Here is a 22382-nt window from a genome sequence, read left to right as displayed (position 1 = left end):
CCGCTAGCCCAGCAACAGATTGTCGATGAGCCGCGTATTGCCCAGATGCGCGGCGACGGCAAGGAGAGCGCCTTCGGCGCCGATCGTTGCAATGGGTTCAAGGCTCTGCGGGTGGCGCACTTCCCAATATTGCGGGGAGATGCGCGGCTCGCCGGCCAGGCTTGCCCGACCGATGGCAGCGAGCGCGGCGGCGTCGCGTTCGCCGCCCTCGAAGGCTTTGCGGGCTGCCTCAAGGCTCCTGAAAATCGCCGGGGCGGCCTGGCGGTCGGCGGGTTCGAGATAGATGTTGCGCGAACTCAGCGCCAGGCCATCGGCCTCGCGCACAATGGGGCCGCGCAGGATCTGCACGCGCAGGTTGAGATCGCGCACCATGCGCTCGATCACCACGCATTGCTGGGCGTCTTTCTGGCCGAATACGGCCAGATCCGGCATCACGATATTGAAGAGCTTGAGCACCACCGTGGTGACGCCCCGGAAATGGCCGGGCCGCACCGCGCCGCAGAGATGGCTCGAAACGCTGTCCTCGGTGACGAAGGTGGAAGCATCCGGCGGATAGAGCTCATGCACCGGCGGCAGAAACACCGCGTCGACGCCCGCCGCTTCGAGTAGAGCGAGATCCTGCTCGATGGGGCGGGGATATTTGCTCAGATCCTCATTGGGCCCGAATTGCAGCGGGTTGACGAAAATGCTGGCAATGGTGCGGTCGGCATGGCGGCGGGCCAGCTCCATCAGGCTGATATGGCCGGCGTGGAGCGCGCCCATGGTCGGCACGAAGCCCAGTTTCTCCGTGCTGGGCAGGCTGTCGCGCCAGGCCCGGACCTCGGCGATGGTGCGCAATATGGTGATCATGCAATCAGGTCCCAGAGGCGTTTGGCGAGCTCGGTCTTGTTCATCACCGGCAGGGCGAGCGCCTCGCCCCCGGCGCGGAACAAGGTGCCGCCATTGGTGGGCACGGAAAATCCGGTGGCGCTGGTTTCCCCGCTGCGGGCGACGGGATTGGCAAACAGGAAATCGAGTTTCTTGCCCTCGAGCTTCTTGCGGCCATTGGCTTCGACATTATCGGTTTCGGCGGCAAAGCCCAAAAACCACTGGCTGGTGGCAGCGTCCTTCAAGGCGCCCAGCACGTCCACCGAGGGCACCATATCGAGCGCCACGGCCTCGCTGGCGCGCTTGAGCTTATTGGTCGACGGGGTGGCCACGCGATAATCCAGCACGGCGGCGGTGGCGATCACGCCATTGACCTGCGGCAGGAAACCCAGCGCGGCCTGGGCCATCTCCTCGGCGGTTTGCACCTCGACCAGCGTGAAGCGGCTGGCACTGTCCCTGGGCGGAACCGGGCGCACCACGCCCTTGTCCATGCCCAGCACATAGCGCACCGAAGCGCCGCGCCGCAGCGCTTCCTCGGCCATGGCCGCGCCCATGCGGCCGGTCGAGTGATTGGTAATATAGCGCACCGCGTCGATCGGGCTGGTGGTGGGACCGGCGGTGATCAGCACCGTTGTGCCGGCAAGATCGGTGGCAGGCTGAACCAGGGCCGCTTCGATGGCCGCGACAATGGCGGGGATGGGGGCCAATTTGCCGATCCCCACTTCGCCGCAGGCCAGCGTTCCGGCAGCCGGATCGATCACGCCGACGCCGCGTTGCTGCAGCGTTTGCAGATGGCCCTGGGTGGCGGGATGCTCCCACATCACCGTGTTCATGGCCGGCGCGATCAGCATGGGTGCCCTGGTAGCCAGAGCCACCGTGGTCAGCAGGTCATCGGCCAGGCCCAGCGCCAGCTTGGCCAGCACATTGGCCGTGGCCGGGGCCACGACAAAGACATCGGCCCAGCGCGCCAGATCGATATGCTCGGTGCCCGAAATATCGGCGCCGAACAGGTCCGATTTGACCGGCCGCCCGCTCAGCGTTTCGAGCACCAAGGGGGTGATGAACTGCTGCGCGCTGGCGCTCAGGATGCATTGCACCTGATGGCCCTGCTTGGTGAGGGCGGAGACGACATCGGCAATCTTGTAGGCTGAGATGCTGCCGGTGACGGCGATGAGGATGTTACTGGCCAAGGGAGGGGTCCTTTGGAGTTTTGACCTCTGCGATATAGGCAGTGGCGGCGGCGCGGACAATCGCAGCGACATCGGCTTTCGGCTTGGCAAAGCCGGGCGGCGGGGTGACGCTCAGCCCGATCAGGTCGTTGATCACCAGCACCTGCCCGGCGCAATCGGCACCCGAGCCGATGCCGATGGTGGGTATGTCCAGCAGCTGGGTAATCTCGGCGGCGAGTTCCGGCACAAGGAATTCCAGCACGATGGCAAAGGCGCCCGCCGCCTGCAGCGCCTTGGCCGATGCGATTAGCTCGCGCGCCTCTTTCTCCTGCTTGCCATGGCGGTAATAGCCACCCAATTGATGCACCGATTGCGGCGTCAGCCCGATATGGGCCATGACGGCAATGCCCTGCCCGACCAGCCGGGAAACGGTCGGTGCGGCTGCTGCCCCGCCCTCGATCTTGACGGCCTGGACCCCGGTCTGCTGCAACAGGGTGACCGCATTGCGCAAGGCTGTGTCGGGGTCGGTCGCGGTGCCGAAGGGCAGGTCGCACACCACCAGCGCGTGATTGGTGCCGCGCTGCACGGCGGCCGCATGGCGGATCATGTCGTCCAGCGTGACGGGCAGGGTGGTTTCATGTCCCAGCACCACATTGCCCAGGCTGTCGCCGACCAGCAGGATATCGATTCCTGCCTGATCGAGCAGGGCCGCGGTCACATAATCATAGGCGGTGAGCATGGCGAGATTCTCGCCGCTGCGCTTCTTGGCCCGTATATCGCGCGTGGTAAGGCGCTTGGCCTGGCTCTGGACGGACATGGCATTCCCTGCATTTGGCGAAGACCGCGTGCCCCCGCGCGCCTTCATTAATGCGTTCGCGCGCTCAAGGCTATGTCGGTGTTCCCGCGGCACTGGGGCGATGCCGGCAAGCCTCGCGGCCAATGCGGCGGCACGTACCTGAAGTGGGTCCAGTCCTCACACCAGGCCCTAATCGGACTTCGAGGCGCGCTCCTGAGTCATCGCCGGGAGATCGCAAAGTCGCTGCGGCTGAGCGCTGCGGCAAGTGCATCGATCGCCGCGACAACGCGCTTGGGCAGCAGCCGGCGCGACGGGTAGATCGCATGGATGGACATGGAATCCGTGCCGAAGTCCTCTAGCAACTGGACCAGGCTGCCATCCTGCAGGTCTGGCCGCACCAGATCGGCCGGCAGGTAGGCGATGCCGCCGCCCTGCCGTGCAATGATCCGCTGTGCTTCGTCGCTATCCAGCTGCAAGGCGCCCGAAATCCTGGCGGCAATCGCCTCGCCCTTGGCACCGGTGAAGTGCCAGACATCGGGCGGGTTGAAATTGCTGTTCACGATGCAGCCGCCCGTGGCCAGATCCATGGGCGCAGCCGGTCGCCCATGCAGGGCCAGCCACGATGGTGCGGCGCAGCAGATGAGGCGATAGGTGCCGATGCGCCGGCTCACCAGCGTGGACGAGGGAAGATCGCCGACACGGATCGCCAGATCATAGCCCTCGGCGACAAGATCTACCCGCCGGTTCGACAGCGACAATTCCACCGACAGTGCCGGATGGGCCCTGGCAAATTCGGCGATTGCCGGTCCCAGTGTCGTAACGCCCAGCGTGGTTGGGGCCGAGATGCGCAGGCTCCCCTTGAGCGCGGCAGCCGGACTGGACAATTCATCAAGGACCGCAAGCTCATCGAGAATGCGGATCGATTGCTCCAGAAACTGCGTGCCGAACATTGTCAGCTTATGAACCCGCGTCGTCCGCTCGAGCAAGCGAGCGCCGTAGCGGTCTTCAAGGTTCTGGATACGGCGGCCGACCATGGTGGCAGAGATGCCGAGTTGCTGTGCGGCCGCAGCGAAACTGCCAAGCCGCGCCGTCGCAACAAAGGTCTCCAGTTCGGTCAGCTCCTGCATTCCCAACTCCCACGCACGATTGAACCAACTTATAGCCCAATACCGAACCAAAAGGCAGCGCGCTATGTCTGGGCCTCGCAAGAGGTGCCGATGATGTACAAGAGATTGATGCCCGCAGCTGCGGTGTTCGCCGCGCTGAACTCCAAAGCTGTCATGCGGGGGCTGCTCGGCGCTCTTTCAACGCAAATGGCACCCGCGCTGGTCCTGGCGTGCCTGAACGCAGGCAGGTAGCCCAATGTCGATGATGCAAGCAGCCGTGATGCGGGGCCCCGGCGGCCCAGAAGTCCTCCACATTGAGACCATCCCGGTCCCGGTGCCCAAGCCCGGCCAGGTTCTGATCAAGGTAAAGGCCTTCGGGCTCAACCGATCCGAGCTGTTCACTCGCCAGGGACATTCCCCGGACGTTCAGTTCCCACGTGTTCTGGGCATCGAGGCCGTGGGGGTCGTCGAGCACGCCCCTGGTGGCGAATTTGCGGTCGGCGATACGATTGCCACCGTGATGGGCGGCATGGGCCGGCAGTTCGATGGCGGCTATGCCGAATTCACCTGCGTGCCGGCCAACCAGATTCGAAAATTCTCATCCGAGCTGCCCTGGGAAATTATCGGAGCCGTCCCCGAAATGTTCCAGACCGCCTGGGGTTCGGTGTTCAAGGCACTCGACCTGCAGCCCGGTGAACGCTTGCTCATTCGAGGCGGCTCGACTTCGGTCGGCCTTGCCGCGGCGGGCCTTGCTCGCAACCACGGCGCCTATGTGCTGAGCACGACGCGCCAGGCAACGCGTACGGCTCTTCTGCTTGAGCACGGCGCCAACGAGGCTGTCGTGGATGATGGGCATCTGGGCGCCAGCACCGAAAAAGTCGATAAGGTCCTCGAATTGGTGGGCACAGGCACCCTGGCCGATTCCCTCCTCTGCGCCCGTCCGGGCGGCGCCGTCTGCATGGCCGGCATGGTCGGCGACCGCTGGGCCTTCGACAATTTTGCGCCCATGGATGTCATTCCCAATTATGTGCGGCTGACCACCTATTCGGGCGGCGTGCCCGAGTTCATGGCAATGCCGCTCGACAGCATTCTGGCAGACATTGCGGCCGGCAAGCTGAAAGTGCCGCTTGGCCCCAGCGCCCGGCTCGGCGACGTCGTCGTGGCCCATCGCTGGATGGAGCAAAACCAGGCGGCCGGAAAGATCGTTGTCCTGACCACCTAGCACGCGTTCGCGGTGACCCGAGCTTGGGACGAAACGCCTGGCGTGCGGGCGGCCGACCGCGCCAACGATTTTTAACGGAGATATCATGTCTGCCATTGCCGACGCATTCATGCGGCGCTTCGTCGAGTTCATCAACACGGCCGACGAGACGCTCGGCAATGCGCTGATCGCCAGTGAGGCAATCTTCCACGTCCCGAACCAGCGCGAGCCCATGCACGGCCTTGGCGGCTATCTTGCCATCATCGGGATGATGCGCAGCGGTTTCCCCGACATCCAATGGGCGCTGGAAGAGATAATTGCCGAAGAGCTGGGAGCCGGCGATATGCGGATTGCAGCGCGCTTCACCATGCGGGGAACGCACCAGGGCGATTTTTTTGGGATTCCCGCCACCGGGCGATCGATCGCCGTCCAGGCGGTGAATTTTTACCGCGTTTCCAATGGCAAGATCGTCGAGGAGCGCGGGCAGCCGGACCTTTTGGGTCTTATGCAACAGATCGGAGCAGCGCCGGTATCGTAGTGTCTGACAGTTCTCAGGTTAAGCCGTTCGTCTTTGAATGGCGTGGGCCGGTCGCATTTCTTTGTTGCGAATGATTTGCAATTGCACTATTGATCGGGGGTCCCGTTCTGGAGTGCCCGATGCGTCGTCGCTTGTTTTGTGTGCTTGCTGTGTCCGCTTTTGTCCTCGCCTCGCTGCCGGCTTCCGCTCAGGATCGTCTGAAAGCCGTCACTACGTTCACCATCATCGCCGATATGGCGCGCAACGTTGCCGGCGACGCGGCCGATGTGGTGTCGATCACCAAGCCCGGCGCCGAGATTCATAATTACCAGCCGACCCCCGGCGATCTGATTGCGGCGCAGGATGCCGATCTGATCCTGTGGAACGGGCTGAACCTGGAACAATGGTTCGCCCAATTCCTCGCCAATCTGGGCGATGTGCCCAATGTGGTGGTCACCGAGGGCGTCGACCCGATGGGCATTGGCGAGGGACCCTATGCGGGCAAGCCAAACCCCCATGCCTGGATGTCGCCCACCAATGGGCTGATCTATGTCGAGAACATCCGCAAGGCGTTCGTCGCGGCCGATCCGGCTAATGAAGCGACCTATAATGCCAATGCCGCCGCTTATTCGGCGGAGATTACCGCGACGGTCGAGCCGATCCGCGTGGCTCTTGCCGCGATCCCCGAGGAGCGGCGGTGGCTGGCGACTTCGGAAGGCGCCTTCAGCTATCTGGCGCGCGATTTTGGGCTCAAGGAACTCTACCTCTGGCCGATCAATGCCGACCAGCAGGGCACCCCGCAACAGGTGCGCCATGTGATCGATGAAGTGCGCTCCAATGACGTGCCGGCGATCTTTTCGGAATCCACCATCTCCTCCAAGCCCGCCGAACAGGTGGCGCGCGAAACCGGCATCAAATATGGCGGCGTGCTCTACGTGGATTCGCTCAGCGAAGCCGATGGCCCGGTGCCGACCTATATCGATCTACTCAAAGTCACCACCTCCACCATCGTAAAGGGCCTCGAGCCATGAATGCCGCCCAGCAACCGGGCCTGGCGGTCAGCGACATCACCGTCGCTTACCGTAACGGGACGACCGCGATAAAGCATGCCAGCTTCTCCATCCCGCGCGGCTCGATCACCGCGCTGGTTGGGGTCAATGGTTCGGGCAAATCCACCCTGTTCAAGGCCATTATGGGCTTTGTGCCGCTGGCCGCCGGATCGGTGGAAATTCTGGGCGTGCCCGGCGGGCAGGCGCTCAAGCGCAATCTCGTCGCCTATGTGCCCCAATCCGAAGATGTCGACTGGAATTTTCCGGTGCTGGTGGAAGACGTGGTGATGATGGGCCGCTATGGCCACATGAACATCCTGCGCCGTCCGCGCGCCATCGACCACCAGATGGTGACCGAGGCCTTGGAGCGGGTGAACCTGCTCGAATTCCGCCACCGCCAGATTGGCGAACTCTCCGGCGGGCAGAAAAAGCGTGTTTTCCTTGCCCGGGCTCTGGCCCAGCAAAGCGAGGTCATCCTGCTCGACGAGCCGTTTACCGGCGTTGACGTCAAGACCGAGGATTCTATCGTCGCCCTGCTGCGCGCGCTCCGCGATGAGGGCAAGGTCATGCTGGTCTCGACCCATAATCTAGGCTCGGTTCCCGAATTCTGCGACCGCACGGTGCTGGTCAAGGGCACGGTTTTGGCCTCCGGCCCGACCGCGGAAGTGTTTACCCGCGAATGGCTCGAAATCACCTTTGGCGGCGCCTTGCGCCATTTCGTGCTGGCCGGCTCGGACCTGCATGATGACGACGATCCGCGCCATATCTCGGTGCTGACCGATGATGAACGCCCGCTGGTCATGTATGGCGAAGAGGGCAAGATGAAAACGCGGCAGTCGGACCCGGTCGAAAAATGATCGAAACCCTGCTGCTGCCCTTCAACTACCATTACATGATCAACGCCATCTGGGTTTCGGCCCTGGTCGGCGGCGTCTGCGCGTTCCTCTCGGCCTATCTCATGCTCAAGGGCTGGTCGCTGATTGGCGATGCGCTGAGCCATTCCATCGTCCCCGGCGTGGCCGGGGCCTATATGCTGGGCCTGCCCTTTTCGCTGGGCGCCTTCTTTTCCGGCGGGCTGGCGGCCGGGGCCATGCTGTTTTTGACCCAGCGCACCAAGCTCAAGGAAGATGCGGTGATCGGGCTGATCTTCACCGCGTTTTTTGGCCTGGGCCTGTTCATGATTTCGCTGTCGCCGACGGCAGTGAATATCCAGACCATTGTCATGGGCAATATCCTGGCGGTGACGCCCGAGGATACGCTGCAGCTGGTGATCATTTCCGTGGTGACGCTGGCCATCATGCTGGTGATCTGGAAGGATCTGATGGTCACCTTTTTCGATGAAAGCCACGCCCGCACCATCGGGCTCAATCCGCCGGTGCTGCGGGTGATCTTTTTCACCCTTTTGGCAGCTTGTACCGTCGCGGCCATGCAGACGGTGGGGGCATTCCTGGTCATCGCCATGGTGGTAACGCCGGGGGCCACTGCGTACCTCCTCACCGACCGCTTTCCGCGGCTGATCCTGATTGCGGTGGCGGTGGGCACTTTGTCGAGCCTCTTCGGCGCTTATATCTCCTTCTTCCTTGATGGGGCGACGGGCGGCGTCATCGTTGTGCTGCAGACCGGGGTGTTCCTGCTCGCCTTCTTCTTTGCGCCCAAGCATGGCCTGCTGGCTGCCAAGCGCCGCACCGCCGAGGAAATCGCCAAATGAACGAGTTCCTCGTCTACGCGCTCTGGCCGTTCCACTTTCCCTTCATGACTTCGGCCATGGCGATTGCCGTCATGGTCGCCATCCCTACAGCCTTGCTCTCCTGCTTTTTAGTGCTCAAGGGCTGGTCGCTGATGGGCGACGCCATCTCCCATGCCGTGCTGCCCGGCGTGGTGCTGGCCTATATCGTTGGTCTGCCATTGGGCATCGGCGCCTTTGCCGCCGGCATGGGCTGCGCCCTATCGGTGGGGTATCTCAAGGAAAACAGCCGCATCAAGGAAGACACCGTGATGGGCGTGGTGTTTTCGGGCCTGTTTGGCCTGGGCATCGTGCTTTACACCTCGATTCAGACCGATGTGCATCTCGACCATATCCTGTTCGGCGACATTTTGGGCGTCAGCACTGGGGACCTGATCCAGACCGGTGTCATTGCGCTGGTGGTGACGGCGATCGTGCTCGCCAAATGGCGTGACCTGCTGCTCTTCACCTTTGATCCGCAGCAGGCTGGGGCCATCGGCCTGCCGGTGCGCGTGCTGCATTATGGGCTGCTGGCGCTACTCTCGCTGACCATCGTCGCGGCGCTGACCGCGGTCGGCATCGTGCTGGTGATCGCGCTGCTAGTGGCGCCCGGGGCCATAGCCTATCTCATCAGCAAGCGCTTCGCGCCGATGATGCTGATCGCGGTGACGGTGTCGGTGGTGTCCTCGCTGGTCGGCATCTATGCCAGCTTCTTCATCGACTCGGCGCCCGCGCCGACCATCGTACTGCTGATGTCAGCGACGTTTATCGTGACCTTCGTGGTGACGACAATGCGACGGCCGGCGCCGCTGGCTGCAGCGTAGGACGGGATCTCTCCCCCTTATCCCCGCCTTTGCCGACCGGCCTAGACTGGCCGGCAAAGGAGTTTTCCCATGGATCAAAGCCCGCGCCTGTCATTGCCGCTCATCATGCCGCAGCAGGCCCAGAAACACGTCACACATAACGAGGCGATCCAGGCGCTCGATGCGCTGGTCCAGCCCATTGTCGAAAGCGGGGCAGTGGCGACGCCGCCCGTGAGCCCACTCGCGGGAGAGGCTTATATCGTGCCAGTTTCTGCGACGGGGGTCTGGGCGGGCCATGCCAATGAAATCGCCGCATTCCAGTCCGGCGCCTGGATGTTCTACGATCCGGCCGCCGGCTGGCAGGTCTATGTCAAAGCCGAGCGCACATTCTATGTGTTCGACGCGGGGGACTGGGTGCCGCTGGCCTCGCTCGGCTCGGGCCTGCCGCAATTGGGCATCAATGCCTCCGCCGATGCGACCAACCGGCTGGCGGTTTCCAGCCCGGCGACCTTGCTCAACCATGCCGGCAATGGCCATCAGCTCAAGCTCAACAAAGCTTCTGCCGGCGATACGGCAAGCCTGTTGTTCCAGAGCAATTGGTCGGGTCGCGCCGAAATGGGGTTGGCCGGGGACGATCACTGGCGGCTCAAGGTCAGCGCCGATGGCTCGAGCTGGATCAATGCTGTGACCATTGACGCAGCGAACGGCGTCGCCAGCTTTGCCGCGTCCGTGCGGCCTGCCGCCGACAATGCGGTGACGCTGGGCGCCAGCGGTGCGCGCTGGGCTTCGGTCTGGTCGGCAACGGGCGCCATCCAGACTTCGGACGCGCGGCAGAAAACCGATATTGCGCCCAGCGACCTCGGCCTCGATTTCATCCTGTCACTGCAGCCGGTGAAATATCGCTGGATTGCCGGCGGGGTGGAAGAGGGCGCCGTGCGGCCCGGCCGCCGAACCCATTATGGGCTCTTGGCGCAGCAGGTGCAATCGGCGCTCGAGGCGGCGGGCTGCGCGGATTTTGCCGGCCATGTGAAGGCTGATCCTGCTGATGCCGAAAGCGAGGAGGGCCTGCGCTATGACGCCTTTATCGCACCGCTGATCGCAGCGGTGCAGCAATTGGCAGGCCGCGTTGAGCGCCTGGAACGCCCTAAATCTTGAGCCCGCGGATCATGGCCTTGATGGCCTTGCGATAATCGCTGACCTCTTCGGGCGGAGCCAGCGCCGCCCGATCGAACAGGGCATTGAGCAGATGTGCCAGCGGCAGTGCGGGCAATTCGCGGATCGCCTTGGCCTCCATCGCCGCCGTCACGCCATCGACCAGGGTGCGCAGGCCGTGGCGGCCATCGATCTCGTCCACCATTGCCCGGCCGAGCACGGCCGGCGCATCCACCAGCAGGATGCGCCGCCTTCCCTGGTCCTGCATGGCATCGAGAAACGCATCCCCGCCCGCGATCAGCGCCTTGACCGGCCCCGGCTCGTCCTCGCCCTCGGTGGCGGCATTGATCGCCATGGCCAGCAGCATATGCTCTTCCTCGACCACGGTGGCAAACAAAGCCGCCTTGTCGGCAAAGTGGTGATAGAGCGCGCCGCGCGTCACCCCGGCCGCCTGCACAATTTCCGGCGTACCCGTCCCGGCATAGCCGTTTTGGGCAAAGAGGGCGCGGGCCGCGCTGACCAGGGCGGCCCGGGTGCCGCTGCGTCGCTCGGCCTGGCTTCGGCGCTCTTGCATACGTACAGCCTGTATGTTAGGTGATATTACAGACAGATTGCACGTAAACTTCGTCCCATGCAAGGATGTTCATCATGAAAATGCTCAATGCCTATCCGCTTCTCCAGGTCGAAGACGTTGCGGCGACTGCGGCTTTCTACCAGACCCATCTCGGCTTCGCCCCCGTCTTCGACAGCGACTGGTATGTGCATATGCGCTCCACTGCCAAGGAGCATATCGAGCTTGCCGTCATCGCCTATGATCACCAAACCATCCCCGAAATTGGCCGCATGCCGACAACGGGCTTGATCCTGAGCTTTGAAGTCGAAGACGCGGGGGCAGAATATGAGCGCCTACACGGTGCCGGCGTGGTCATCGCGCAGCCGCTGCGCGACGAAGTTTTCGGCCAGCGCCATTTCATCGCTGCTGACCCCAATGGCGTCTTGCTCGACATCATCACCCCCATCGAACCCGACGCCGACTGGCTGGCCAGCCAGCAGCACTAGACGGGTTCCCGCTAGCCTAGCCGCTTGTGGTGGGTTATGGCACGGCATGGCTATCGACATTGCGCAATCCGACGCGACCATTGCCGCGTCCTCCCCAGTCCTGCTGTCCGAAGCAGGATCGCTCCGGCGCCTGCCGCTGGGGCCCGAGCTGGAGCGGCCCCAAAGCTTTTATGACCGGTTCGATGACTGGGCGGTGTTTTATGACGTGTTCCGCGATCATCGTGGCAAGCACGTCTATCTGTTGGGGCCCATGGCGCTCAACCTAAAACCGTACATTGATGAGCTGGTGGTCGAAGGCGTGCAAAGTGGCATACAGGTTCGGCCCAAGGTATATCATGGCGTGCAAGCCATTATTTTGCGCGCAAAATTGCCTGAAGCAGACACCCATCTGCGGCTCAGCATTGGCGATCAGCAGTTCGAACTGGCCATTCAGCCGAACCAGAGCCAGGCGCTTGCCGGCGATCGAGCCATTTTCACCATCAACAAAGACAACGATCTCCAATGGATTGCCGATTGGGCGCGCTTTTACGTTAGGGAACATGGCGCCACCGCTGTAGTCGTCTACGACAACGGCTCGACGGAATACGGCCTTGACGACATTCGCAGAACTCTCTCTGCCGTCGAAGGGCTCAAGAAATTCTTGGTCATTCCCTGGCCCTATCGATACGGCTCGATGGGCGATGTCTATACCAAGCACAAGTTCGGCGGGCATTGGCCACAGTTTGCGCAGCCGACCCTGTTCGTTCAGTTCTTCCGCAAATATGCCATGCAGGCGCGGTCCATCCTCAATGTCGATGTGGACGAGCTGGTGATGTCGCCCTTCCGCAAATCGGTGTTCAAGGCGGTCGAGCGCTCTCCCTTCGGGCTGCTGCGCTTCAACCGGGTCTGGGTGCTCAATGCGCGGGAGGAGGACGGGCCGCCGCGCCATCGCCACTTCGTCATCCGCAAGAAGGGTGTCGCCGCCCGCGACCGCGGCAAGAAATGGGCGCTGACGCCGGGCAGGGCATTCTTTGCCAGCTGGCGCGCCCAGCCCTGGACCCATCAGGTCAAGGGCTGGCTTAATCTATCAGGTTCCTCCGACCGCTTTTACGGCTACCACTTCATCGGCATATCGCATTCCTGGTATTGGGATCGCACCGAAAAGATCGTGTTCGACCCCAAGCTGCATGTGCGGGACCCCTTGATGATCAAGACCTTCGCCGATGTGTTCGGCCCGGAGCCCAAGCAATGAGCCTGCCCACCATTGTCAGCTTCTGGCACGGCCCGATGAGTTGGCTCGAAGCGCTGTCCATCGCCTCGTTCCGCCGCCACGGTCATCGCGTCGAGGTCTATTCCTTCGACCCCGTGCCCGGCCTGCCCAAGGGCGCGGTGGCGATGGACGCTGCCGAAGTGCTGCCGCGCGATAAGCTGGTTTTCTACAAGGGGAAGGGCACGCCTGGCGTGTTCTCGGACTATTTCCGCATGAGCCTGCTGCGGCAGGGGCGCGGGGTCTATGCGGATCTCGACGTCTATTGCGTACGCCCTATCGAGGGGCCGCCTGATTATCTTATGGCCTATGAGCGCCCCGGCTCGGTCAATGGCGCGGTGCTGCATATTCCGGCGGATGCACCGCTGCTTGATGATCTGCTCGCCATTTTTACCGATACCAAGCGTCCGCTGTTCGAGCCACATCTACCCCCGTTCCGGCGGCTGGAAGTCGCCGCAAGGCGCCTCATGGGCGAAAAAATCGCGCCCGAAGATATGCAATATGGCGCGACGGGGCCTTTTGCACTGACCCACTATGTGCGCCAGCGCGGACTGCAGCATTTGGTGCGGCCCAGCAGTGTATTCTACCCAATCCCCTATGAGGGCATCCCCGCCCTGATGCAGCCCGGGTCCAGCATTGATGCGGCCATTGAGCCCGATACACTGGCGGTCCACATTTGGCGCAGCCAGCTGACCCGTCGCGGTCGGGCCGATATGCCACCGCCCGGGCCTGGCAGCGCGCTGGCCGAACTCTGCACCCGTGAAGGGATCGTGCACGGCTAGCCTATTTGCCCAGGCCCAGTCGCTTCTTCCACCAGCGCTTCCAGCGATGGCGGGCAAAGCGATAGAACAGTTCATTGGTCATCACATGCCGATAGAGCCGGGCAAAGGCCACGCTTTGCAGCATGCCCGAGAAAATGCCCCAGGGCTTGGCTTCGCCCGTATAGTGCAGGATGGCCGGGTCGAGCCCCTCATGGGCATGGCGAGCGTCGATCGTGTTCCAGCGCCAGGGCAATTGCAGCCAATTGCGCTGAAACACCAGATTGAGGAAATCCTGGTCGTAGTAGATGCGGGCCATCACGCCATCCTTGAGCGCCTGTTCCAGCCGCCCGATTATATCGGCCTCGCGCCATTTGGCGACGTCGATCAGCACCATGCCGGCATTGAAATAGGCATAAGCCGGATCAAAGATATCGCGATTATTGCGGAGGTCCCGCCCGCCGGTGATGAAGGCGCCAATGGAGTCGCGGACCGCCGCGACGGGGCGGCCTTCCATGTCCACGTCATAGAGCTTTTCGATATTATCGCGCACCAGCATGTCGCAATCGAGATAGAGCACGCGTGCGACATCGGGGCCGATCAATTTGTCGATCATCAGCCGCGCATAGACGATATTGCTCAGCCGCTTGTTGACTGGCATGCGGGCGGCCACGTCGCGAAACAGCGCGGAGCCATCCAGATCATGCCAGACCAGGGTAACACCAAATTCGCCTTCAATGGTCTTGAGGTCTGCGACATGCGCGGGCGTCAGCGTGCGATGGCAGAGATGAAACACCAAATCGCTACGACGCATGGTGAACAGGCATACCGATCGCATCGTGGCATAGGCCGGCGCCCAGAAATTGTCATCGAAGGTCAGGGCAATATGGATCGAGCTTGCGCTCATGCTTGAGGTCCTTGCGAACGGGTGGACAGCGTCACAATGAGCGCCAGCACGCTCGCCAATACGATATCTTGCCAGCGCAAGCCAATCACCGCGTTGGTCATGCCCATGGAAAAATAGCCGATCGTGGTAACGCCGCCGAGATAGAGCAGCGGGATGCGCAATGGGCCGCGTGCGCGCAAGGCGCCCATGAGCGGCGCGAACAGGAATAGCCCATAGGCCAGCAGGCCAAACAATCCGCCGGCCACAGCGAAATCGGCGATGTCATTGTGGAGATGGGCATAGACCGGGAAGGCTACGCCTGGCGGGGCGTGTGCGGCGGCCGCTGCCGGATAGTCGAGCAGGCCGTAGCCCGTGAGCGGGGAAGCAAGGAACGCATCGAAGGCCGATTGGTACATTATCAGCCGCTCGGCGGTCGAGGTGTCGCTGGTCACCCCGGTCCGCAGCAAGGACAAAATCTGGCCGGTTGGGGTGAGCTCGTCAGCCACCCCCGTGACCAGGAAAAATATGACAATGCATGCAAGGATTGCAATGCTGGAGCCGACGACCCGCCGGGCGGTGCGGGCCGGCAACCAGGAAAAGCAGATGGCGGCCGCCGCCACCAGCAGCATCTGCGCAGCAGCCACCGTTGGCCCGCGTGACCCTGTCAGATAGACCGTCACGATGCCGAGCACGGGGCCAAGCAGGAATATGGTGCGCAGCCGGCCTGTTCCCCAGATGCCGATCAAGGACACAAAGCCAAGCGCCAGCCCCAAGGCGGCCAGATGGATGGGATTGTTGACCAGGCCAGCGCGCGCCGATCCGAGCACGAAAACATCGATGGCCGCGGCGATAGCGCCCCCGGCCGTTCCGGCGAGAGCAAATAACCCGATGCGATCGAGGGTCAATGCGTCGCCCAGCCGGGTCAGCAAGCCGGCCATTGGCACGACCATGTAAAGGTGGACCAGGGCCAGGAATGCAGCGACGTGCAGCGGTGATTTAGCTGTCAAGCTGAAGGCAATGAACAAAAATAGGCCGGCCAGCAACGGCATCCAGCCCGCCGGCTGACGCAGCAATTGCCTGCGCTCGGGCACCCAGATCAGATGCAGCAGCGCAATGGACATCAGCACCAGGATTGCGGTGTTGGAAATCTCAGGGGCGAAGGTCGGCAGCGTCAGGCCGGCCAAAAGCATGGCCCAGGCAAGAAACGCGACGGTCAGTCTTGGCAAATTCATGTCCTGCTTGATCAACGAAACGGTCCGGCTCTTGGTGCGCAGAGTTAACCGTTCGACCTTACCAGCGATAGGTCAGTGCTTGCGCTGCAACTGCGTCGAAATGGACCGTCACCTCGGTGTCCTTGCCGGTTTCGTGCACGTCGTTGATGTATTGACGCTGGGTCAGCGTGATCGTCTGGTTTTCTGCATCGGCGGAAGTGTAGACGTAGTCAAAGCAATCCTGGCTGTCCTCTGAGCGCAGGTCGGCTATTTCGCTCTTGAGTTGGGCCAATTCACGGCCGCCGATCACGTTGCCGTCCGAACGTCTGGTGGCGCGCATATTGGGCACCCAGTCGGTGCCGGTTTCGCAGATATAGCGGCCATCGCGAAACTCGCCGCGATCGGTAAAGGCGATGTCGACATCCTCGTTCCAGGCATTGCCGATTTCAAACTCGGCGCCGCTCTTGCCCACATCGAGATAGATATCGGACCATGAGCAGGTGCCGTCCTGCTCGAGATAGCACCAGCGCTCGCTGGCCGCCATCAGGTGAGCCACATCGGCAAGGCGGATCAGCTTGCCGGGCTTGTACTGGTCGATGATCCCCTGCGTCCTGCTGTCGAAACCGAAGGCTGCCGATGCGGCGACGAGCAGCAGCAATGCGGCGGCGAGTGGGATCTTCATGGACTACTCCAGCGGAAACTAGCGCGATCCTAGCCGCAAATCGCCAGCGACGGAACCGACCTTGACTCCGCAGGCTTAATGTAACAAATAAAGTTACATGAAACGTGCGCGTCCGACGTCGCACCCCTGCCTATCTTGTGGAGATCATCATGGATGACGTCATCATCATCGGCGGCAGCTTTGCCGGCCTGGCCGGGGCTCTCCAGCTCGGGCGGGCGCGGCGCAAGGTCACCGTGCTTGACACCGGCCTGCCGCGCAATCGCTTTGCCAGCCATTCCCATGGCCTGCTCGGCCACGACCACAAACCGCCCGCCGATATCCTGGCGGCCGCCCGTCAGCAGCTTGAGCGCTATCCAACGGTGCGGCTAGTCAATGCCCGGGCTGATAGTGTCAGCGGTGCGGTGGATGATTTTGCCGTCCGCACCGACGATGGCGAAACGCTCAAGGCGAGGCGCCTGCTGCTGACCTATGGCGTGGCCGACGAGATGCCAGTCATTCCCGGCTTTGCCGAATGCTGGGGTAAATCGATCGTGCCATGCCCCTATTGCGATGGGTTCGAAGTGGCGGGCCAGCATTGGGGCCTGGTCTATTCCGGGCCGCATAGCTTGCATGCCATCTCGCTGTTTGGCGACTGGACCGACAAGTTGACCCTCTTCGCCAATGGGCATGAACTGGATGCCGAGGCGCGGGCGGGTCTGGCACGGCGCAATGTGCCGGTGATCGACGGCAGAGTGGCAAGCATCGCGCATGACAATGGCCGTTTGAGCGCGATCCATCTCGATACCGGCCGCACGGCGTCGGTCGATGTGCTGTTCGCGCATCCGCGCAATCAACCCTCTGCTAGTCTGCATGAAACACTGGGGCTGGAAACGGTCGATGCGCCGCTTGGGATCTTCCTCAAGGTCGATGATCGCCGCCAGACATCAATGGAAGGCATCTATGCTGCCGGCGACCTCGCCAATCCTGTGGCCAGCGTGACATTGGCCTCTTCCAGCGGGGCAATGGCGGCGATTTTCGCCCAGCAATCCATGCTGCAATAGCGGTCGCGAGACTTGCCATCAGTTTAGAATGGTTCTAGACAATGTTTAGAACCATTCTAAACGAGACGCGTCATGTTTTCCCTGCTGCCCGATGCCCGCCGCTCTTTTTCCAGCCTTTCCGAACGCGAAATCCTGGCTCTGGCAATTGCGGCAGAGGAAGAGGATGGCAGCATCTATTCCGAATTCGCCACGCGTCTGGCACCGACCTATCCCGGCTCGGCGGCTTTGTTCGAGGGCATGGCGGCCGAGGAAGACGAGCATCGCCGCCGCCTGCTCGATCTTTATGTCGAACGTTTCGGCAAAAGGCTGGTGCCGATCCGGCGCGAGCATGTGCGCGGCTTCATCAATCGCAAGCCGATCTGGCTGCTGAAAAACCTCACGCTCGAGGCCGTGCGCCAGCAGGTCTGGGAGATGGAGGAGGGCGCCTATCGCTTTTATATGGAAGCGGCCAAGCAGGTCAGCGATGCTGGCACACGCAAGCTGCTCGGTGATCTGGCCGCGCAGGAACGCCGCCATGCCGATGCCGCCGACCGGATCGATGAAGCCGTGTTGGGCGCCGAGGGGCGCGATGTCGAAAAAAGCGAAAACCATCGCCAGTTTGTGCTGACCTATGTGCAGCCGGGTCTGGCCGGGCTGATGGATGGCTCGGTTTCGACCCTGGCACCGGTCTTTGCCGCGGCCTTTGCCACCGGCGATACGCATCAGACTTTTCTGGTGGGTCTGGCCGCGGCCATCGGCGCCGGCATTTCCATGGGCTTTACCGAAGCGGCCTCCGACGATGGCAAGCTGACCGGACGCGGTTCGCCGGTTAAGCGCGGGCTGGCCGCCGGCATCATGACCGCCGTGGGCGGGCTGGGGCATGCTCTGCCGTATCTGATCCACGATTTCTTCACCGCCACCGCACTGGCCATCGCCATCGTGCTGATCGAGCTCTGGGCCATCGCCTTCATCCAGAACCGCTATATGCAGACCCCGTTCTGGCGCGCCGTCATGCAGGTCGTGCTGGGCGGCTCGCTGGTGTTCGCGGCGGGTATATTGATCGGCAATGCCTGACTTGCCGGTGCTGCTAGGGCGTGACAGATTCCGGCTGGGCTGAACCCAGCGCAGGAGAAGGCTGATCTCTGTTCGAATTCTGAGCGCTGCGGACGGCACGCCGCTGGCCTATCGCCTGCATGGCCCAGCGCATGGCCAGCCCCTGGTGCTCTGCCATGGGCTGGCGGCGAGCGGGCTGCAATTTGCTGCCGATGCCGAATTCTTTGCGGCGCAAGGCTTTCGCGTGCTGGTGCCCGATTTGCGCGGCCATGGGCAATCGGGCGTTCCGGCCACGCGCAATAGCCGGAGTTTTGCCATCCCGACGCTGGCCGATGATCTGGTCGCCATGCTGGATCACGCCCAACTCGGGCCGGTCCATTGGGTGGGCAATTCGCTGGGCGGCATCGTGGCACTCGATCTGGTAGCGCGGGCGCCGGAGCGGTTTAAAACGCTTGCCATGTTCGGCACGGCCTTTTCGCTGAACCTGCCGCTGGCGTTGGGTCGGATCCTGCCGCCGATCCACTTTCTGCTTGGTCCGCGATGTCTGGCAGCGCTGACGGCCTGGTCGACGACGAGCGACCAGCCGGCGCGCAAGGTCATTGCCGCTATGGCCGAAGCCATCGACCCGCAGACAATTGCGACAATCGCCGCCAGTATCAGCCGCTATGATCTGACCCATGCCGTAACGGGGTTTACCGGACCAATGCTGGTTCTGGTCGGCGGGCGCGACCGCGCAGTCAATCTTGCGCTCAGGCCGGCCCTGGCGCGCATCGGCGCGCGGGACAATCTCACCATTGTGGACCTGCCCTATGGCGGGCATTGCGCCAATCTGGACGCCACCGCCGATTGGCGTGCGGCGTTGCTGCGGTTCTGGTCCTAGGCGACCTTGTTGCTCAGTGTGGCCAGCCGGTTGTCGAGGATGACGCCCACTTTGGCGCATTCCAGCGCGATCTCGGCGATGAAATCGGCCAGCATGTCGCGATCGAGCGCCGCCAGCGAGCGGACCACCATGGCGGTGTCGCGGTGTAGCGGCTCAAAATCCGGCGGGGCGATTTCGACCAGCCGCCCGGCCTCGATATCGTCGGCCACGGCCGAGCTGACGAAAAAGCCCAGGCCCTCGCCCTTGATGGCGAGGCGTCGGGCCGGCCCGGTGGGGAGTTCGACACTGGTTTTGGCGAGGCGCACCAGAGCGGCGGCGGTTTCGGGCTCGGCCTGCCACCAGCGCAGCGAGATCACGCGGGGCACCAAAGCCAGTACATCCTCGATGCTGAATTGAGCGGGCAGCCGTGCGGCGATTTCGGGCGCCACGACCAGCGGCACGCGTTCGCGCATGATGACCAGCGGCACCAGATCCACGATCAGCGGATCGATATTGGGCCAGCACAATATGCCCATTTCAGCGTCCCGCTCGTGCAGCATGGCGGCGATCTGGGCCTGCCTGCCCTCATGCACCACCACATCGACGCTGGGATATTTCTGCTGAAAGCGCAGCAATGCCTCGGTGATCAGCGGGGAAACCAGACTCCGTAGCGAGGCAATGGCGATACGGCCGCGCTCGACCCGGCGCAGCGCCTCGCGGCCTTCCTGCGCGGTGCCGATAATGCGGCGGGCAAAGGGCAGGAAGGTCATGCCCTGATCGGTCAGCGTCACGGTGCGGCCGCGCTGGAACAGTGTCACGCCCAATAGCTGCTCGAGGGCGCGGATGCGCATCGAAGCGGTGGCCTGGGTGATGTGCAGATACGCGGCGGCTTTGGTGAAACTCTGGTCGCGAACGATGCGATCAAAAGTGCGAAGCTGGTCGAGGTCCATCGGGAATGCTTATGCGGCTGGAGCTATTGCGAGTAATTTTTAGCCTAGCATTGCATTTTGCGATGGGGAAGCGGGCTCAACCCGCCTTGTTACGCTCGCGCGAGGCTTCCGCTTCTGCGCGTTTGCGGGCCCGGGCGCGGGTGGCGGCTTGGGCGGCATCGTCGCCCAGATGGGCGCCGCCGCGCTGGCGGGCAAGGTCCATCTGTTTTTGCCGTTCGGCCGCAGCGGCATGCTTTGCCAGGTCATCGCTGCAATGGGGGCAGGCAATGCCTTCGCGGTATTTTGGATCGGCGCGGTCGGCTGCGGTCAGCGGATGCCGGCAGGCCCGGCACAAAGTCGCGTCGCCTTCGACCAGGCCATGGCCGACCGAGACACGCTCGTCGAAGACGAAGCATTCGCCGGCAAAGCGGCTTTGATCCTCGGGCACGGTTTCGAGATATTTCAGGATCCCGCCCTTGAGGTGGAACACTTCCTCGAAGCCCTTGCTCAGTAGGTACGACGATGCCTTCTCGCAACGAATGCCGCCGGTGCAGAACATGGCGACCTTCTTGTCGCGCGCCGGATCGAGATGGGTTTCGACATAGTCCTTGAACTCGGTAAAGCTCTTGGTGGCGGGATCGAGCGCGCGCTGGAACGTGCCCAGGCCCACTTCGTAATCATTGCGGGTATCCACCAACACGACGTCATTGCGCTCGATCAGGCCATTCCAGTCTTCCGGCTCGACATAGGTGCCCACCGCCTTGGCCGGATTGGCCTCGGGCGCGCGCAGGGTGACGATTTCGGGCTTGAGGCGCACTTTCATGCGCAGGAAGGGCATGGTGGCGGCAGTCGAGAACTTGATCTCGGCGCCGATGAGGCGGGTGCCAAAATCGGGGCCGTCCGAGAGATAGCTGGCCAGCGCGTCAATGGCGTCCACAGTCCCCGCCACGGTGCCGTTAATGCCCTCGGGCGCCAGGATCAGCGTGCCCTTGATGCCGAGCCCGCAGCAGAATTTGGCGAGCCTGGGCTGCAATTCGGCGCAGTCGGGCAGGTCGGCAAATTTATAGATCGCCATCACCTTGTATGGCTGATTGGCTTGGGGCAGACTGAACATAGGCGTATTATCGGGGGGCACATGGCCCCGCTCATACCACTCGTCGCGCCGCCCGTCACGCATGGGCAAATCGCAAATTCTCAGGAGGACGTCATGACCTATCGGGCCGATCCGGCACGCTATGACAGCATGCAATATCGCCATTCGGGCCGCTCGGGGCTCAAGCTGCCGGTCATCAGCCTGGGCCTATGGCAGAATTTCGGCGGCACGCGGGACTATCCCGGCGCCATGGAAATCCTGGGCCATGCGTTCGATGCGGGTATTACCCATTTCGACCTGGCCAATAATTACGGGCCGCCCGCCGGCTCGTCCGAGGAACTGTTCGGCCAGGTCATGGCGCGCGATTTCCGGCCCTATCGGGATGAGCTGATCATCTCGACCAAAGCCGGTTACAATATGTGGCCCGGTCCCTATGGCGAATTCGGCAGCCGCAAATATCTGATCGCAAGCCTGGACCAGAGCCTCAAGCGCATGGGGCTCGACTATGTCGATATCTTTTATTCCCACCGTTACGATCCCAATACCCCGCTCGAGGAAACCGTGGGCGCGCTGGCCCAGGTGGTGCGGCAAGGCAAGGCGCTCTATGTCGGCATTTCGAGCTATCCCGAAGCCGAAACGCGCGAGGCGCATCGGATTTTGAAGCAAATGGGCGTGGCCACCACCATCCATCAGCCCAGCTATTCTGTGCTCAATCGCTGGATCGAGAATGACCACACCATCGACGCCTGTGGTGAATTGGGCATCGGCATCATCGCCTTTTCGCCGCTGGCGCAGGGCGTGCTGAGCGGCAAGTATAACAGTGGCGCCAAGGAAGGCACTCGCGCGGCATCGAGCAATACGACGCTCCGCGCCAGCCATGTCGAGCCGCGCGTGCTGGAGGCGGTGGACAAGCTGGGCGCCATTGCCCGGGCGCGAGGACAGTCCATGGTGCAACTGGCGCTGAGCTGGGCGCTGCGACGCAAGGAAATGACCTCGGCGCTCGTGGGCGTGCGCACGCTCGATCAGCTCAAGGACAATCTGGGCGTGCTCAATAATCTGGAGCTGAGCGCGGACGAGATCGCGCAGATCGACGAGGCGACCAAGGATGGGCAGATGGAACTGCATCCCAGTCCGAAGGGATGGTTGCGGTAGGGGCCTTCTGCACTTCTGGCATGGGAGAGCGCAGTACCCCTCACCCTGATTA

At 62.7% G+C, this 22382-nt stretch carries 24 protein-coding genes; 14 read left to right on the top strand and 10 right to left on the bottom strand.

Annotation, left to right across the window (positions count from 1 at the left end; genetic code table 11):
- Window positions 1-3: 3 nt before the first annotated feature.
- The 4 genes from panC to N8A98_RS07780 form a co-directional block, all read right to left on the bottom strand.
- Window positions 4-849 (bottom strand): pantoate--beta-alanine ligase, encoded by an 846-nt coding sequence (panC, locus tag N8A98_RS07795; protein ID WP_262170449.1) that lies wholly within the window; start codon window positions 847-849, stop codon window positions 4-6.
- Window positions 846-2057 carry a bifunctional phosphopantothenoylcysteine decarboxylase/phosphopantothenate--cysteine ligase CoaBC gene (gene coaBC / locus N8A98_RS07790; RefSeq protein ID WP_262170447.1) on the bottom strand — a complete coding sequence of 404 codons (1212 nt, stop codon included), beginning with the start codon at window positions 2055-2057 and terminating at the stop codon, window positions 846-848. Before coaBC ends, panC begins: the two co-directional genes overlap by 4 nt.
- Window positions 2047-2853 (bottom strand): 3-methyl-2-oxobutanoate hydroxymethyltransferase, encoded by an 807-nt coding sequence (gene panB / locus N8A98_RS07785; RefSeq protein WP_262170445.1) that lies wholly within the window; start codon window positions 2851-2853, stop codon window positions 2047-2049. The genes coaBC and panB overlap by 11 nt, the downstream gene beginning before the upstream one ends.
- Before the next feature lie 197 nt (window positions 2854-3050).
- Complete coding sequence (locus N8A98_RS07780; protein ID WP_262170443.1) at window positions 3051-3959, bottom strand: LysR family transcriptional regulator; 909 nt, start codon at window positions 3957-3959, stop codon at window positions 3051-3053.
- A 241-nt stretch (window positions 3960-4200) separates the two neighbouring features.
- Between N8A98_RS07780 and N8A98_RS07775 the strand changes: the two genes are divergently transcribed.
- The 7 genes from N8A98_RS07775 to N8A98_RS07745 all read left to right on the top strand — a co-directional run bounded on the left by N8A98_RS07775 (window position 4201) and on the right by N8A98_RS07745 (window position 10386).
- Window positions 4201-5160: a zinc-binding alcohol dehydrogenase family protein gene (locus tag N8A98_RS07775; RefSeq protein WP_262170441.1), complete on the top strand. Its 960-nt coding sequence runs from the start codon at window positions 4201-4203 to the stop codon at window positions 5158-5160.
- 85 nt (window positions 5161-5245) lie between these two features.
- The gene (locus tag N8A98_RS07770; RefSeq protein ID WP_262170439.1) at window positions 5246-5677 is read left to right on the top strand and encodes an ester cyclase; all 432 of its coding nucleotides are present in this window, start codon (window positions 5246-5248) and stop codon (window positions 5675-5677) included.
- Between the two features lie 119 nt (window positions 5678-5796).
- Window positions 5797-6687, top strand: a complete 891-nt coding sequence (locus N8A98_RS07765) for a metal ABC transporter substrate-binding protein (RefSeq protein WP_262170437.1) — start codon at window positions 5797-5799, stop codon at window positions 6685-6687.
- On the top strand, window positions 6684-7562 hold the full coding sequence (locus tag N8A98_RS07760; RefSeq protein ID WP_262170436.1) for a manganese/iron ABC transporter ATP-binding protein: 879 nt from the start codon (window positions 6684-6686) through the stop codon (window positions 7560-7562). The genes N8A98_RS07765 and N8A98_RS07760 overlap by 4 nt, the downstream gene beginning before the upstream one ends.
- Window positions 7559-8413 carry a metal ABC transporter permease gene (locus N8A98_RS07755; protein ID WP_262170434.1) on the top strand — a complete coding sequence of 285 codons (855 nt, stop codon included), beginning with the start codon at window positions 7559-7561 and terminating at the stop codon, window positions 8411-8413. The genes N8A98_RS07760 and N8A98_RS07755 overlap by 4 nt, the downstream gene beginning before the upstream one ends.
- Window positions 8410-9252: a metal ABC transporter permease gene (locus tag N8A98_RS07750; RefSeq protein WP_262170433.1), complete on the top strand. Its 843-nt coding sequence runs from the start codon at window positions 8410-8412 to the stop codon at window positions 9250-9252. The genes N8A98_RS07755 and N8A98_RS07750 overlap by 4 nt, the downstream gene beginning before the upstream one ends.
- Before the next feature lie 69 nt (window positions 9253-9321).
- A complete protein-coding gene (locus N8A98_RS07745; RefSeq protein ID WP_262170431.1) occupies window positions 9322-10386 on the top strand; it encodes a DUF2793 domain-containing protein in 1065 nt (354 codons plus the stop codon).
- Here the strand turns inward: N8A98_RS07745 and N8A98_RS07740 are convergent.
- A complete protein-coding gene (locus tag N8A98_RS07740; protein ID WP_262170430.1) occupies window positions 10376-10957 on the bottom strand; it encodes a TetR/AcrR family transcriptional regulator in 582 nt (193 codons plus the stop codon). The genes N8A98_RS07745 and N8A98_RS07740 overlap by 11 nt on opposite strands.
- Before the next feature lie 74 nt (window positions 10958-11031).
- On the opposite strand from N8A98_RS07740, the gene N8A98_RS07735 reads away from it, so the two are divergent.
- The 3 genes from N8A98_RS07735 to N8A98_RS07725 are packed head-to-tail and all read left to right on the top strand — an operon-like array spanning window position 11032 to window position 13470.
- Window positions 11032-11442 carry a VOC family protein gene (locus N8A98_RS07735; RefSeq protein ID WP_262170428.1) on the top strand — a complete coding sequence of 137 codons (411 nt, stop codon included), beginning with the start codon at window positions 11032-11034 and terminating at the stop codon, window positions 11440-11442.
- A 46-nt stretch (window positions 11443-11488) separates the two neighbouring features.
- Window positions 11489-12673 carry a glycosyltransferase family protein gene (locus N8A98_RS07730; RefSeq protein WP_262170427.1) on the top strand — a complete coding sequence of 395 codons (1185 nt, stop codon included), beginning with the start codon at window positions 11489-11491 and terminating at the stop codon, window positions 12671-12673.
- Window positions 12670-13470 (top strand): hypothetical protein, encoded by an 801-nt coding sequence (locus tag N8A98_RS07725; protein ID WP_262170425.1) that lies wholly within the window; start codon window positions 12670-12672, stop codon window positions 13468-13470. The genes N8A98_RS07730 and N8A98_RS07725 overlap by 4 nt, the downstream gene beginning before the upstream one ends.
- 1 nt (window position 13471) lies before the next feature.
- Here the strand turns inward: N8A98_RS07725 and N8A98_RS07720 are convergent, their stop codons facing one another.
- Genes N8A98_RS07720 through N8A98_RS07710 form a run of 3 tightly spaced genes read right to left on the bottom strand, consistent with a single transcriptional unit; the run spans window position 13472 to window position 16225 of the window.
- On the bottom strand, window positions 13472-14353 hold the full coding sequence (locus tag N8A98_RS07720) for a glycosyltransferase family 8 protein (RefSeq protein ID WP_262170424.1): 882 nt from the start codon (window positions 14351-14353) through the stop codon (window positions 13472-13474).
- Window positions 14350-15564, bottom strand: coding sequence for an O-antigen ligase family protein (locus N8A98_RS07715; protein WP_262170422.1), 1215 nt, complete (start codon window positions 15562-15564; stop codon window positions 14350-14352). The genes N8A98_RS07720 and N8A98_RS07715 overlap by 4 nt, the downstream gene beginning before the upstream one ends.
- Window positions 15565-15622: 58 nt before the next feature.
- The gene (locus N8A98_RS07710; RefSeq protein ID WP_262170421.1) at window positions 15623-16225 is read right to left on the bottom strand and encodes a hypothetical protein; all 603 of its coding nucleotides are present in this window, start codon (window positions 16223-16225) and stop codon (window positions 15623-15625) included.
- A 149-nt stretch (window positions 16226-16374) separates the two neighbouring features.
- On the opposite strand from N8A98_RS07710, the gene N8A98_RS07705 reads away from it, so the two are divergent.
- The 3 genes from N8A98_RS07705 (at window position 16375) to N8A98_RS07695 (ending at window position 19177) form a co-directional block, all read left to right on the top strand.
- Entirely contained in the window at window positions 16375-17265 is an 891-nt protein-coding gene (locus tag N8A98_RS07705) for an NAD(P)/FAD-dependent oxidoreductase (protein WP_262170419.1), read from the top strand.
- A 72-nt stretch (window positions 17266-17337) separates the two neighbouring features.
- Window positions 17338-18318, top strand: coding sequence for an iron exporter MbfA (gene mbfA / locus N8A98_RS07700; protein ID WP_262170417.1), 981 nt, complete (start codon window positions 17338-17340; stop codon window positions 18316-18318).
- Window positions 18319-18463: 145 nt separating this feature from the next.
- On the top strand, window positions 18464-19177 hold the full coding sequence (locus N8A98_RS07695) for an alpha/beta fold hydrolase (protein WP_262170416.1): 714 nt from the start codon (window positions 18464-18466) through the stop codon (window positions 19175-19177).
- Here the strand turns inward: N8A98_RS07695 and N8A98_RS07690 are convergent.
- Both N8A98_RS07690 and trhO read right to left on the bottom strand, forming a co-directional pair.
- Window positions 19174-20106: a LysR family transcriptional regulator gene (locus N8A98_RS07690; protein ID WP_262170414.1), complete on the bottom strand. Its 933-nt coding sequence runs from the start codon at window positions 20104-20106 to the stop codon at window positions 19174-19176. The two genes, N8A98_RS07695 and N8A98_RS07690, sit on opposite strands and share 4 nt — an antisense overlap.
- A 76-nt stretch (window positions 20107-20182) precedes the next feature.
- Window positions 20183-21199, bottom strand: a complete 1017-nt coding sequence (trhO, locus tag N8A98_RS07685; protein ID WP_262171911.1) for an oxygen-dependent tRNA uridine(34) hydroxylase TrhO — start codon at window positions 21197-21199, stop codon at window positions 20183-20185.
- 93 nt (window positions 21200-21292) lie between these two features.
- Here trhO and N8A98_RS07680 point away from each other — a divergent pair, with 93 nt between their 5' ends.
- Window positions 21293-22330 carry an aldo/keto reductase gene (locus N8A98_RS07680; RefSeq protein ID WP_262170413.1) on the top strand — a complete coding sequence of 346 codons (1038 nt, stop codon included), beginning with the start codon at window positions 21293-21295 and terminating at the stop codon, window positions 22328-22330.
- The last annotated feature ends 52 nt before the right edge of the window (window positions 22331-22382 follow it).

Origin of the sequence: Devosia neptuniae (assembly GCF_025452235.1) — a bacterium.
GTDB lineage: Bacteria > Pseudomonadota > Alphaproteobacteria > Rhizobiales > Devosiaceae > Devosia.
The sequence above is the reverse complement of the archived record's forward strand: the minus strand, read 5'-3'. Positions and strand labels throughout refer to the sequence as shown.